This is a genomic window from Anabaena azotica FACHB-119 (assembly GCF_014697625.1).
In the GTDB taxonomy this organism is placed as follows: Bacteria; Cyanobacteriota; Cyanobacteriia; order Cyanobacteriales; family Nostocaceae; genus Trichormus; species Trichormus azoticus_A.
Window position 1 is genome coordinate 1 of the sequence record NZ_JACJSG010000092.1, and the last position, 12,049, is coordinate 12,049.

A 12,049-nucleotide genomic window follows, 5' to 3' on the forward strand; every position below is an offset into this window, starting at 1 on the left:
AATACTTGCTAAAGTGAAACAGTTCTAGATAGAAAGCGTTTGATGTTACGGTGACACTGCATCGCAATGTATTTCTTTTATCCCTAATCTAACCCTAAAAGATATCAGCGATCGCTCACCCAACTGGCTGCAACAACCTCTGCCACAACCGCGTGTACCTCTGCTGATCATCCGTGGTTCGCTTGAGGGAGCGATCGCTTTCTTAGAACCAACGACAATTGCTAACTTTTTTGCCTCAAGATGACGGGGTTCTTCACCCAAAATTTTCGGGCTGAATTATTTATCCGAAGTTTACAAAGCATCAGTGCGAGATATAGATTCAATCAACTCCTCAACTTCTTCTTCGTCCAAACATTGTTTCACTTGCCTGCTGAACCACTTGGATTCTTCCAGTTCTGTGTCATTGACCCGGTAAACCAGTAATGTTCCTGCAACACGGGCAAGAGTAAGAGGTGAAGGGGAAAGGTGGCTCAGTAGATCATACGCATCCTGGTATATTTCCATGACTGATGGTTCGTCCAAAGGATATCCCAACTGAGCAGAAAGCTGTTTTAGGTTCTCCTGAATAGATGAACGGAAGTCTGGATCTTCGGAATGGGAAACAGAGGTACTCATGATTGTCGTTCAAATGCCATTGGATTGGGACTTTAAGCAATATGTGGTGGGGTGAGTAAGGCAAAAGCAAGCCTGCTCAGGAATATAACCACAGCAGTATTAAAGATAGGACTTACGCATTGACAGAGAAGCCAAAATAACAGGTATAGTTTTCAAGGCTTAGAGCTAAATTCTTCCACAATATTTTGGCGATCACAAGCAATCAAGTGTGATTGACAAAAGCCTGAAACAACCTATTTACTGTGATACACAAGATAGTTATTTTGTACAGTGCGTAAGTCCTAAAAGAACCAAAGATAACGTAAATATAACGTGATTCGTAGAAACCCGCAGCCAGCATTAGCCTTGCCGTCCGTAGTGACACATGAGATTATCTACTTGCTGCACCGCAATTATAGTAATGAGTTCTGATCTGCTCTGTCATACGCCATGCCTTAAGTGGAGGCGACGGAAGCGGCAACTGGAATCTTGCGAGGGGTAGGAAGAAGTGGGTGGGGCTGCGATCGCACAAGGATATGCACTCTTGTGCGATCGCGCAGAAGTCACTCTCGCAACACTAGTCATAACTATACCACTAACAGCAAATTACTGAAAAATTTGAGTTACTGTCTATCAGATAGCTGTATGATTACAAGTACATTTAATATAACTACTAACACAAGTTAAATATGTATAATTCCAAAGAAGATTTTACAAGGGATGCCCTGAACTGTGGTTCAAGCTATTACTCAGATTCATCTTTACAACCACAAAAGATAGATGTAGCTTATGCTATCTATCAAAAAGCAAAGGCAGGATCAATTTTAGGTATTACCGTTGTTGGACGCTTACAACTCAAAACTCAAGGAGCAGATGGTGAATTTGTCCTAATTCCCTCAGATGAAACCTTCCCTAGCATTGATGAAGATATGAAAAAAAATCTTTTAACTCTAGACGAAGATTTCAATCAACAAAGTGGAAGTATCTTGAGTTCACAAAACTGGTCACTACTTGCTAATGATGCCTGGGTGTTAGGAGGACTTCACGCATTGACTGAATTTCACTTTGCATCCCCGTTAAGATGGAGCAATCTTTGGGATGAAAATAAACGCAGGATATTTGTGACTGCACGGGAGGTTATAGGCATTACATCTTTTGGTTATAAGTTGATTAGACCACAGCCTAAACTTGAAGCGGTGGCAGTCTGTGTTGATGAACAAGCTGCTAAGGGAGCATCATTGTTGACATACAAACAAAAAGTTTTTACCTATTCAGCAGAAGCTGACTTGCAACAGTTCTTTGCATTACTCCCCAGCGAAGTTAAGAAATAGAATGACCTGGTTAATGAATTGTTAGTAGTAAAGAGTTTATGGAAGGATTTAATTATAGCAAACAGGAAATATCTAAATAAATTATTCAATCAAGTTAAGAAACTAATTTAATTAAGGATTTATCAAGAAAGGCAGAGGGCAGCTATGCTGGAGGCAGAAGGAATACTGTTTTCTGCCCTCTGCACGACCGGAGGGAGTAAGGGTTTAAGACCCCCACCACAATCTCTGATTTTGTGGACTCAATTCAGTACGGTGCTGAATCCCCTTCTTAATTGTCCCTTCTGCCCTCTGCCTCCAGCATAGCTGCCTTCTTCAATTGCAGAAATTGAAACTTGCTTACAGAAATATGATGAAAAATCAGACCAGATAAGAGAGCTTAGTCAAGAAGTACAAGATTTGGCATTCTCAATCGATTTAACATCTGTTATTTTATAATCTAAACTACAAAGAATTATTTTGCAAAATAGTAAAAATTTATGCACATACTTAAAAAGTTGATAATTGCTACAGTAGGGGCATCATGCTTGATAATAAGTACAGGTATTGCTCCAGTCAAGGCTGCTTTATTAGAGTTTAACTTTACAGTAAAAGAGTTATTAACAAATGAATACTTTGGCACGGACAGTGGTTTCTTTACTTTAAACACTCAAACGAGAGAAATTGTTGATTCTGGTGGTGTACTGAATCCTCCAGATGGTATATTTTTAAGGTCAGTATTTACAGTAGATAATATAGATGGTAATACATTTTTAAATGTAAAAAACTTCAAATGTCGGGAGTTTTTGTTGACCCCAGATGGAAGCAAAGTTTGTTTTGGAACAGACAATTTTGCTAACGAAGTGAATTTGCAATTTCGAGGAGAAAATTTATTTAATCAATTGAGCAGTAATCCTTTTGTCTACGAAAACTCATTTGTTGTAGGAACACGCCCTGAAGCTGATCCTGATACTGGCTTTAATCCTTTTATTATTACAGGAAGTAACTTTCAATTCATTTCCTTTACTTTCTCTATTCCATATCCTGTAACTGCATTGCAGGTTAAAAACATAGACACAGCACAAGTAATACCTGAATCTACAACTACAACAGCAATATTAAACATTGGTGCTTTAAGTGTTGGTTTAATGCTGAAGCGTAAACATAAGACTCTATTTTAGTAGGAGAATATCTGGCGAAGCTGCCCTCAAGTGCTTTCCCCGGTGCAGCCGGATTGATCAGCTGCTGCAAAACAGCATTCAAATTGCGAGTACCCACCAACCCCCGTGACATCGGAGACAGCACTTGCACATCCGTTGCTCCCGTTGAATCCCAGTCGGGGGATATATTCACTGACCAATTCACAGATTGCCTGTACCCCATGCATGCTCTGGGGTGTGTCCGCCTCCGTGCCAGAGACAATCTGACTGTGGATTATCTGAGATTGGTTCTATATTTGGATAATCACCCTGGTTGATTTGATGCGCTACCGTCACGATCGCACTCTGTTGAGCTTGGCGGAATACTTGGGTTAGCTTGACCACCGGGACTTGCAGCGAAGTAATCAAGTCAGCCAGCACTTTACCAGGGCCTACTGATGGTAGTTGGTCGATGTCTCCCACAAGTAATAGCTGTTTCCCCTCCTTCACCGCTTTCACTAGAGAATATGCCAGAAACAGGTCTAACATACTAGCTTCATCGGCAATAATTGCATCACAATCTAGGGGATTCTCATTGTCCCGTTTGAATCCCATTGAGCGCGGGTCGAACTCCAGCAAGCGGTGAATCGTTCAATACGGTTCAGTTAAGGCTAAAAATCTTTGTCAAAGTCAATTTTTTTAACGAACCGCAAAGTACGCAAAGGACACAAAGGAAGAGAAGGAAGAAATGCTTAACACAGCTGTATTACCACTTGCTCCACTTGTGATATCCCCAAATGGAGCAGTTGGCGTAAATTAGAAGGGAGTGCGCGAAGCGCACAAGGTTTCAGATTTTAAATGCGTAAGTCCTGCTTTACTTAAAATTTCCTCCTTCCCATATCTGAAGTTGTCTTTCAGCAGCAACTATGCAATTAAGATACTTGGGTGGATACAGAAAATGATCGTAAGCTAAGGCCATCTGTCTAGCAGCTTCAGTATATGGCACTCGTCCTATTCCTGTACCCAATCCAGGACAGGCAATGGTGTTAATTTTTTGGCTAGCGTGTTGGTTATGCTGGCGAACTCTCAGCAGCATCGCCCACATCGCAATATAAGGAATATCTGTCCCAGCAATCATCATGGGAACTCGCATGGTAGGAGTATGAGCCAAAAAAGGATGTTTGTGATGACCTGTTTCCACAATCATTGATGTTCCCACAGGCTGTTCACCCAAGTAATCCTTAAGAATATGCTGCTGGACTCTTGCCATTAAGGAAGGGCCGAAAAAACGGATAATTGCCGCATCGATGCCACCATCCATCATGCCGAAAGAGTTAGCAGGGCTGACCATACAATCAAAATTTGGCAACCACTCGAAATAGTCATTCACTATTTCTACATTGGGTAAATAATTAAAATTCTGTTGAAAGGCTGCACACAACAAAGAGTCGGGAGCTACCAATATCAATTTCAAGCTTTTATTTCCTCCGCTTGAATACCTATTTTAAACGTCAGCTAGGGCAACAATCAACGGTTTTTCTGTATTATCAGCCTTGTCTTTTCTTTATACTACATATATAGTACAAGATATATCACCACATAAGTGGTGGCTGTTTATCTCTTGAACAAAAGGAAATTTTATGATTCCCCGAACACGCATCCGAAATATTGGTATCTCTGCTCACATCGACTCTGGTAAAACTACGCTGTCAGAGCGAATTCTCTTCTACACGGGCAGAATCCACGCTATTGAGGAAGTGCGGGGAGGTGGCAAGGGTGCAACGATGGACTTTATGCCGGAGGAAAAACTACATGGCATTACCATTACCTCTGCTGCTACTACCTGCGAATGGTACGATACCCAAATTAACCTGATTGATACACCGGGACATGTAGATTTCACTATTGAAGTGGAACGCGCCCTGCGGGTATTAGATGGGGCAGTGATGGTGCTGTGTGCTGTGGCGGGTGTACAATCCCAGTCGATTACGGTGGATCGGCAAATGAAGCGCTACCGTGTGCCGCGTTTGGCGTTCATCAACAAAATGGATCGGATGGGGGCAGATCCATTCCATGTAGTACAGGGAATACGCGATCACTTGCAACTCAATGCGATGTTGATCCAGTATCCTATCGGCAGTGAAGACCAATTCCAGGGAGTGATTGACCTAGTAGAAATGACTGCTGACTACTTTGAGGGTGAAAATGGGGAAAACCATGTGAAAAAGTCAATTCCCGAACCTCTTAGGGATGAGGCACAACAGGCGCGGGAAAAGCTGCTAGATGCTTTGTCGCTGTTCTCAGAACCGATGACTGAGATGTTACTGGCGGGTGAGGAGATTCCCAAAGCATTAATTTGGCAAACTATTCGACAGGCAACCTTAAGTCTAGAATTCACGCCTGTACTGCTGGGTTCGGCATTCAAAAATAAAGGAGTGCAAAACTTATTGGATGCAGTTGTACTTTATCTACCATCTCCCATAGATAGAGAAGTGGTAAAAACCGCATCGGTGAGTGTCTACCCTAACCCCGATGCTTTTTTGGTGGCCTTGGCATTTAAACTCACCGTTGAGTCCTTTGGGCAGTTGACCTATACCCGGATTTACTCTGGGACACTCAAACCAGGCGATACCGTCTACAACTCACGGACTGAACAGCGAGTGCAAATCGGCCGCTTAGTGCGGATGCACGCCAATAAGCGAGAAGAATTAAAAGTTGCCGTTGCTGGGGATATTGTAGCTCTGTTGGGTGTGGATTGTGCTTCTGGTGATACATTCTGTTCTGGGGAACCACTGGTATCTTTAGAGAAGATGTTTGTGCCGGAACCAGTGATTACGCTAGCGATTACGCCCAAAAAGCAGGAAGATAGCGATCGCCTTTCCAAGGCACTCAATCGCTTTCAAAGGGAAGACCCCACCTTCCGGTTGAGTATTGACCCCGAATCAGGATCAACTCTAATTTCTGGGATGGGTGAACTCCACTTGGAAATCTACCTAGAACGTATCCAACGGGAATACAATGCCGAGGTCTACGTTGGTACTCCCGCCGTGGCGTACCGGGAAACCATTAGACAACAAGCTACCTTTGACTACCGATTTAAGAAACAGTCAGGCGGCCCAGGTCAGTACGCCCATATTACTGGGTGGATTGAACCCACAGATGAACCGTTTATCTTTGAGAATCGGGTGGTTGGGGGTGCGATTCCTAAAGAATACATTCCTGCGTGTGAGAAAGGTTTCCGTGAGGCGATGCAATCAGGACAGCTGGAAGGCTATCCCGTAACTGGCGTGAAAGTCGTTTTGGATGGTGGTTCTTATCACCCAATTGACTCTTCAGAATTGGCTTTCCGGTTAGCGTCCCATCAGGCTATTGAGAGTGTGATCGCCAAAGCAAAACCCTACATCCTTGAACCCATCATGCTTGTAGAGGTGGAAACACCCAACGAGTTCATGGGAAGGGTTCAAGGTGATTTATCCTCCCGTCGAGGTTTGTTATTGGGTTCTGAGACAATGCAGGGATACACAGTGATTCGAGCCGAAGTACCGCTAGCGCGAATGTTTGGGTATTCTACAGAATTGCGATCGCTTACTTCTGGTATGGCTACTTTTTCAATGGAGTTTGCCTGCTATCGCCAGTCCTGAACTTATTAGTGGGACTTAAACATTTTTGAGGCAGAAACAAGCCTCAAACCCTTACAGTACAAGCAAAATACACAAAAGGCTCAAAAATGCTTGAAACCCAGATATATCAAGAAACTAGGCAAATCGATGTAAAGTCTTTCTTTATATACATTTGAGGTGTTTTCTAGCTAGTTTTTTGCCTAAGTCCCGTTAGAGGTTGAAGCTCTACCCGGCTAGAAGCCGGGAGATTCACAACGAGGCACTGTCGTGCCATTATTGTTATCTTGGAAAAACAGATCCAACTGTATCCCCAAGTTCCCAGGCACACCACGTTTGCTCTTGAGAGCGTGGTGTTGTCTCCTTTTAGACCCTGTTGATTCAGAGTTGGGCGTTTCAAACAGACATAGCTGTCTGGGTTCCGCAGAGTCCCTGCGTACCTTACGAATCTGTCTCAAAGTCAACTCAAATTGGTTAACGGCTTTAGACTTGATATTTCTTGCAGCTTGCAAATTGGCATCATCAACGTGACCACAATTAGTGCAGATGAATTTTTCACCATCTCTAGAGTCAGCATCAATATGACCACAATTGCTGCAAGTTTACGAAGTATGGCGAGGATTAATTTTAAAAACAACCTTTCCTGACTTTGCAGCCACGTACTCAATTTTAGAAATCAACGCATACCAAGAAGCATCTGCTATTGAACGTGATAACGCACGTTTGCGTGCTTGTCCATTTGATAGGAACCTTCTTTTGGTTTCATCATATTTAGGTTTGCAGCGTTTCATCATGCCAGAGATGTTTAAATCTTCTATGGCAACAGCATCAGCTTTTTTGACTATATCTTTAGCAAGCTGCCACTGATAGGCTTCACGTTTTGTTGCTATCCGATGCTGAAAAAGTGAAAGCCTTTGCTGGGAAGCGCGTCTATTGTTAGAGCGTTTTTTTTTACGAGAAACACAACGCTGACGAATACTTTGTAAACGCTTAGTTTTCTTGTTAGTGGCAAATCTAGGATTTTCTATTATTGAACCATCAGAACAGTAAACTAACTTACCAAGTCCCATGTCTAGACCAACGACAGTATTAATATCTGAAACTATCAGGAAGTACATTGAGGAGCAACGGCATCATGATATTACTTGATGTTCCGGCAATTAAAATTGCCGTTCGCACTACATCTCCAGCTATCAAGGACGTATGTGGGTTCTTGAGTCACCCACATACTCAGGAGTTTTGTGCTTCTCGTCTTACTAGATAAACACCAAAGCAGCAATGCCGTCTATGCTCTTGTAGGTGGGCATCACACTTATTCGATTACCATCACCAGATAGAGTTAGAAAAGAAAAATTAATGATAGTTTGAAATGATGGAAAGTTCATCTCAACCCCGAAGTGAATAACTCAGTATTAATTGCCCTGACCCTCGGCGCATCTATAGCCCTATCACCAGTGAGCATTGCTGGTACTGCCCGCCTTTCAACCCAAGCCATCAAAATGTCTTCCTTGAACCTCAGTTCCCAAAAATGGCAAAACCGCGTGCTACTAGTGTTTGCACCGTCTGTTGATAATCGTGATTACCAACAACAGATGCAGTTATTTAACCAGCACCAAAACGGTTTTACAGACAGGGATTTAGTTCTGGTTCAGGTTTTGGCAACAGATAAAAGCTATGCCAATAGACAATTAATAGATGAATCTTCGGCTGCTAAGTTGCGCGATCGCTTTGGAGTTGACAAAGATAATTTTCACGTTATTTTGATAGGCAAAGATGGTGGTGTGAAGCGCCAAGATGCTACACCAGTCCAAGCCACAGCAATATTTGAGCAAATTGACGCTATGCCTATGCGCCAACAAGAAATCCAACAGCGAGGTAGAAAGTAGCTATGACGATTGTTGTCCATCATCTCAACAACTCGCGATCGCAGCGTGTGCTATGGCTACTTGAAGAGTTAGGCATCGAATACGATATCAAGTTTTACGAACGCGACCCAAAGACGATGTTAGCACCAGCATCACTGCGCCAAGTCCATCCACTTGGCAAATCACCAGTGATTACAGATGCACAAGTGACTGTTGCTGAGTCGGGCGCTATTATCGAATACATAGTAGAGCGCTACGGCAATGGTCAGTTAATCCCAAAATCCGGTACGCCAGAGCGTCTGCGGTACACATATTGGCTGCATTACGCGGAAGGTTCGGCAATGCCACCTCTGGTAATGAATCTCATATTTAGCCGTTTTGGGGCAGGAGATAACAGGGCAAACGAAGCATTTATCGCGCCCCAAATTAAGCTTCACTTTGATTACATAGAAGCTGAACTTGGTAAGAGTACGTGGTTTGTAGGCGAAGAATTTACCGCCGCCGATATCCAAATGAGCTTTCCTTTGGAATTGGTTGCTATGCAAGCCGAACTTATCTCAAACCGACCAAAAATTAAGCAATTTATCGAACGCATTCATGCACGGCCTGCATACAAACGCGCCCTTGAACGTGGAGGCACATACGACTACACCAACAGCATTTAATAATTCTCGTACAAGAGCGATCGCCATCCTAAAATTCTTAGAGGAAAAGTTAGTGTGAAAGCCATGAAACAATTATTTACCGCTTTCGAGAAGGCTTGGCTTATATAAAGAGATAATAGTGATTGCGCCACCACTCTACTAAGTGAGTCGGCGTAAATAATTATTGTTGCAACAAGGCAAAGGGCATGGGGTAGGGAGCAGGGGGAGAAAGAGTTTGAGACTTATTTACTTTTGTTTACATATTTTGGTTTTATTGCACCGACTTACTTACAATCCCTGTGCGATGGCAGTTGATTCTGATAACAATCCCGATATATCTAAAACACGCTGTAACCACAAGCTTACCCTGGGTTAAAGCTGTAGCATCAGACCTAATTTTTTCCCAGTTAAATAGCCTTAAACATTTTGAAGAGTGAAAATTAATATTAATTCTCAACGGTCTAGACGATTGGGCGATCGCTCTCATGAGAAGTGCGAATCTCAATTTCTATGGAGCTAAGTTTGTCAAAAACCTGTTGAGTTCGATGGATCGGCCACCAATCGTAAAGAAAAATTTCCAACGGTCGCCACATTGCTACCCAACCAACAATCAACAGCCCTTCTGTGAGGATTTTCGCAAACGTACCATCACTGAACAAAGTAATTAGTTTGCTAAGACTAATACATAAGCTTAAAAACAGCAGACCAATCATCAATGAAGTTTGACCTTGGCGGAGAGTCTGACGCAGTTCTCTAGCCGCGTTATGCTTTCTGTAATCAAAATAGTTATGGATAGCTTCATGTAGAATTGGTATTTCTTCATCGTGACCCTGTTTGGGTAGATAGAAAACCAACTTCAGAGGAGTTTTGAGTGGAAATTCGCTTACAGACTGAACAATATAAGATTCGGCATCTTCATCAAGGTCTTTTTCTAAAAATGGCGATGGGTCAAATGAGTTAAATATTTGACTCACATTACTGAGGCGAATTTCAATTAAGTATGTGTCACCTTCATTTTTATAATAGGAATTTAATTCTTGCACATAAAGACCTCCTGAAAGTCAGTCGTCCCCCCCTCATCCCCCCTGTACCCTTAATGATAAGTCTTGAACTGAATACGACATCAATCCCTGGTTTTCAACACAGCAATCATATCCGGTATCACCGTGGTCGGAGCGATCGCCTGTTTCCTGAAATTCTTAGAGGATAAACACCTCTTGGGCGATCGCCCCCATCAGATTCTTAGAGGAAAAAGCAAGGTGTATAACTGGTATTATGCCAAAAATCCCCCAATACGATCACTGCCAGTTCTACTCCCATGACCCCCACCTCTTTGCAGCTTAAAGACTGGAATTTTTTTGCAAAACAGAAGATGGTTTGGTGTGAGGGCTGACAGAACATTATTGAGATAGGCCGCGATCGCCTCCTCCTACTTCTGGAGGAAAAGTCAGCAAACAGCGATGCCTAACGGCGGCAAGCAACGCTTTTACTCTTGGTATTAGCTATGCTGATACTGTTGGCGAATGTAATACATCTTTGTATTTTACAATATTACGCAAGCTCAAACCTTCAATTTGTGGTTGCGGCATTTAGTTGTAACACCTTTGTTTATGTGTTTGTAACACTTTCGCCAACAGTATCCCTAATGGTTGTCCTACTCGCTCTAATGGCAAAGTGGTTTCTAGTGTCGCAATTTTTCCAAATTCAATTATCTCTTTAGATGAAATCTTTGCACCTAATGGTGATTTGTTAGTTTCTACACCTATAGAATTTCGGAGAGTTGAACCAATACCAGAATCCTCCTTTATCATTGGGTTATTAGCTATTAGTCTTTGGGCTTGGGCTAAAGTAATATCTAGATGCACAGGTAAAATTTGACGAAGTTAAAGCTATCGGTGAAATGACAGCCATAATCTAACTCAACGCTATCAATAAACTTTTGGCAAGACTGCACTATGGCACATCAAACTAATGACTCTCTTGTAGAAAGCCTTAAGCAAGCAACCGAAGGCATTGTTTACACAAGTGAATCAGATTATCCTTTTGAGGTAATTCATTGGCAAACTAATGGTGAACCAATTACAGCCGAGACAATTATCAAAAAAGCGGGAACACAAAAAGATATTGCTGTTGAGGTTATAGATTTCTCTGAGTTTTTCAATCCAGAAATCCCTGACCCTGACTGGTATGGAACTCAAGAAAAAGCCGAAGCAGCCAGATACAAAAAATTAATGGAGATTTTCAGGCATAACCTAAGTAATATTCAGGTCTATCGACTAGGTGAAATTGAAGTTGATATTTACATTTTAGGTCAGTCTGGTAATGGAGATATTATTGGTTTATCCACCAAATCCATAGAAACCTAAATATCAAGAACCCTTATCAATTTTTGCTTCGATTACATCTTGAATATCTTTCGGCACGTTACTAAAGAAATCGTAGCCAGTTAACTTTTCTATTTCATCCACTGAAGTAATATAACGAAATCTACCATTATCTCTAACAGTCCAAGGATCTTGTTTCACTCCTTGTTTGTGAGGCATATTTACAGCAATTACACGAGTATTTTTAGTGACTCCTTTTAGCCCCAACCCAGGCTTGTCAAGAATCAAGATCACTTTCCAAGAACTAGCAGGCACATTGATTTTATTTTGAGAAGTTCTGCCTGTCAAAGTAGATTTGAATCCGTTAGTTCCTTCTCCACCAGTACCAGCGCCGCCAGCAATTATATAAAGCTCTTTATCTTGCGTAGCTAAATCTCTACTATATCCAATACCTTAGCCAAAATCAGAGAGTGAAGAGGTAGGGCGTTTCGTAGTAGAGTTGTTGTCTCTCACAACGACAACTCAAAAACCACTTATCGCCCATGCCCGATATCTTATC

The 12,049-nt window shown here is 42.2% G+C and carries 15 protein-coding genes and 2 pseudogenes; 6 read left to right on the forward strand and 11 right to left on the reverse strand.

Annotation, left to right across the window (positions count from 1 at the left end; genetic code table 11):
- Positions 1–45: 45 nt before the first annotated feature.
- From H6G83_RS33670 to H6G83_RS33680, 3 genes are all read right to left on the reverse strand, one after another.
- Positions 46–261, reverse strand: coding sequence for a hypothetical protein (locus tag H6G83_RS33670; protein WP_190480342.1), 216 nt, complete (start codon positions 259–261; stop codon positions 46–48).
- A 30-nt stretch (positions 262–291) separates the two neighbouring features.
- Positions 292–615 carry a hypothetical protein gene (locus tag H6G83_RS33675; protein WP_190480343.1) on the reverse strand — a complete coding sequence of 108 codons (324 nt, stop codon included), beginning with the start codon at positions 613–615 and terminating at the stop codon, positions 292–294.
- A gap of 420 nt (positions 616–1,035) precedes the next feature.
- Positions 1,036–1,179 (reverse strand): hypothetical protein, encoded by a 144-nt coding sequence (locus H6G83_RS33680; protein WP_190480345.1) that lies wholly within the window; start codon positions 1,177–1,179, stop codon positions 1,036–1,038.
- Between the two features lie 104 nt (positions 1,180–1,283).
- Between H6G83_RS33680 and H6G83_RS33685 the strand changes: the two genes are divergently transcribed.
- Together H6G83_RS33685 and H6G83_RS33690 are read left to right on the forward strand one after the other, a co-directional pair.
- Positions 1,284–1,925, forward strand: coding sequence for a hypothetical protein (locus tag H6G83_RS33685; protein ID WP_190480347.1), 642 nt, complete (start codon positions 1,284–1,286; stop codon positions 1,923–1,925).
- Positions 1,926–2,401: 476 nt separating this feature from the next.
- Positions 2,402–3,082, forward strand: coding sequence for a hypothetical protein (locus tag H6G83_RS33690; protein WP_190480349.1), 681 nt, complete (start codon positions 2,402–2,404; stop codon positions 3,080–3,082).
- Positions 3,083–3,116: 34 nt separating this feature from the next.
- Here the strand turns inward: H6G83_RS33690 and H6G83_RS33695 are convergent.
- Both H6G83_RS33695 and H6G83_RS33700 read right to left on the reverse strand, forming a co-directional pair.
- A pseudogene (locus H6G83_RS33695) lies at positions 3,117–3,691 on the reverse strand (ATP-dependent DNA helicase); the annotation flags it as partial.
- Positions 3,692–3,914: 223 nt separating this feature from the next.
- Positions 3,915–4,514: a macro domain-containing protein gene (locus H6G83_RS33700; protein ID WP_190480351.1), complete on the reverse strand. Its 600-nt coding sequence runs from the start codon at positions 4,512–4,514 to the stop codon at positions 3,915–3,917.
- A 166-nt stretch (positions 4,515–4,680) separates the two neighbouring features.
- Between H6G83_RS33700 and fusA the strand changes: the two genes are divergently transcribed.
- Entirely contained in the window at positions 4,681–6,681 is a 2,001-nt protein-coding gene (gene fusA, locus H6G83_RS33705) for an elongation factor G (protein WP_190480354.1), read from the forward strand.
- A gap of 212 nt (positions 6,682–6,893) precedes the next feature.
- Here fusA and H6G83_RS36480 read toward each other — a convergent pair.
- Both H6G83_RS36480 and H6G83_RS33715 read right to left on the reverse strand, forming a co-directional pair.
- A pseudogene (locus tag H6G83_RS36480) lies at positions 6,894–7,247 on the reverse strand (hypothetical protein); the annotation flags it as partial.
- Positions 7,248–7,259: 12 nt separating this feature from the next.
- Positions 7,260–7,775, reverse strand: a complete 516-nt coding sequence (locus H6G83_RS33715) for an RNA-guided endonuclease InsQ/TnpB family protein (protein WP_190480357.1) — start codon at positions 7,773–7,775, stop codon at positions 7,260–7,262.
- 279 nt (positions 7,776–8,054) lie between these two features.
- Between H6G83_RS33715 and H6G83_RS33720 the strand changes: the two genes are divergently transcribed.
- Together H6G83_RS33720 and H6G83_RS33725 are read left to right on the forward strand one after the other, a co-directional pair.
- Positions 8,055–8,543 (forward strand): DUF4174 domain-containing protein, encoded by a 489-nt coding sequence (locus H6G83_RS33720; RefSeq protein WP_190480358.1) that lies wholly within the window; start codon positions 8,055–8,057, stop codon positions 8,541–8,543.
- Positions 8,544–8,545: 2 nt separating this feature from the next.
- On the forward strand, positions 8,546–9,187 hold the full coding sequence (locus H6G83_RS33725) for a glutathione S-transferase family protein (RefSeq protein WP_190480360.1): 642 nt from the start codon (positions 8,546–8,548) through the stop codon (positions 9,185–9,187).
- Here H6G83_RS33725 and H6G83_RS36165 read toward each other — a convergent pair.
- The 3 genes from H6G83_RS36165 to H6G83_RS33735 all read right to left on the reverse strand — a co-directional run bounded on the left by H6G83_RS36165 (position 9,184) and on the right by H6G83_RS33735 (position 11,031).
- On the reverse strand, positions 9,184–9,318 hold the full coding sequence (locus tag H6G83_RS36165; protein ID WP_277876485.1) for a hypothetical protein: 135 nt from the start codon (positions 9,316–9,318) through the stop codon (positions 9,184–9,186). The genes H6G83_RS33725 and H6G83_RS36165 overlap by 4 nt on opposite strands.
- Positions 9,319–9,627: 309 nt before the next feature.
- The gene (locus tag H6G83_RS33730; RefSeq protein ID WP_190480361.1) at positions 9,628–10,209 is read right to left on the reverse strand and encodes a hypothetical protein; all 582 of its coding nucleotides are present in this window, start codon (positions 10,207–10,209) and stop codon (positions 9,628–9,630) included.
- 546 nt (positions 10,210–10,755) lie between these two features.
- Positions 10,756–11,031, reverse strand: coding sequence for a hypothetical protein (locus tag H6G83_RS33735; RefSeq protein WP_190480363.1), 276 nt, complete (start codon positions 11,029–11,031; stop codon positions 10,756–10,758).
- 90 nt (positions 11,032–11,121) lie between these two features.
- On the opposite strand from H6G83_RS33735, the gene H6G83_RS33740 reads away from it, so the two are divergent.
- Positions 11,122–11,532 (forward strand): nuclease A inhibitor family protein, encoded by a 411-nt coding sequence (locus H6G83_RS33740; protein ID WP_190480365.1) that lies wholly within the window; start codon positions 11,122–11,124, stop codon positions 11,530–11,532.
- 3 nt (positions 11,533–11,535) lie between these two features.
- On the opposite strand, the gene H6G83_RS33745 is transcribed toward H6G83_RS33740, so the two are convergent.
- Positions 11,536–11,940, reverse strand: a complete 405-nt coding sequence (locus H6G83_RS33745; protein WP_190480369.1) for a DNA/RNA non-specific endonuclease — start codon at positions 11,938–11,940, stop codon at positions 11,536–11,538.
- Between the last annotated feature and the right edge of the window lie 109 nt (positions 11,941–12,049).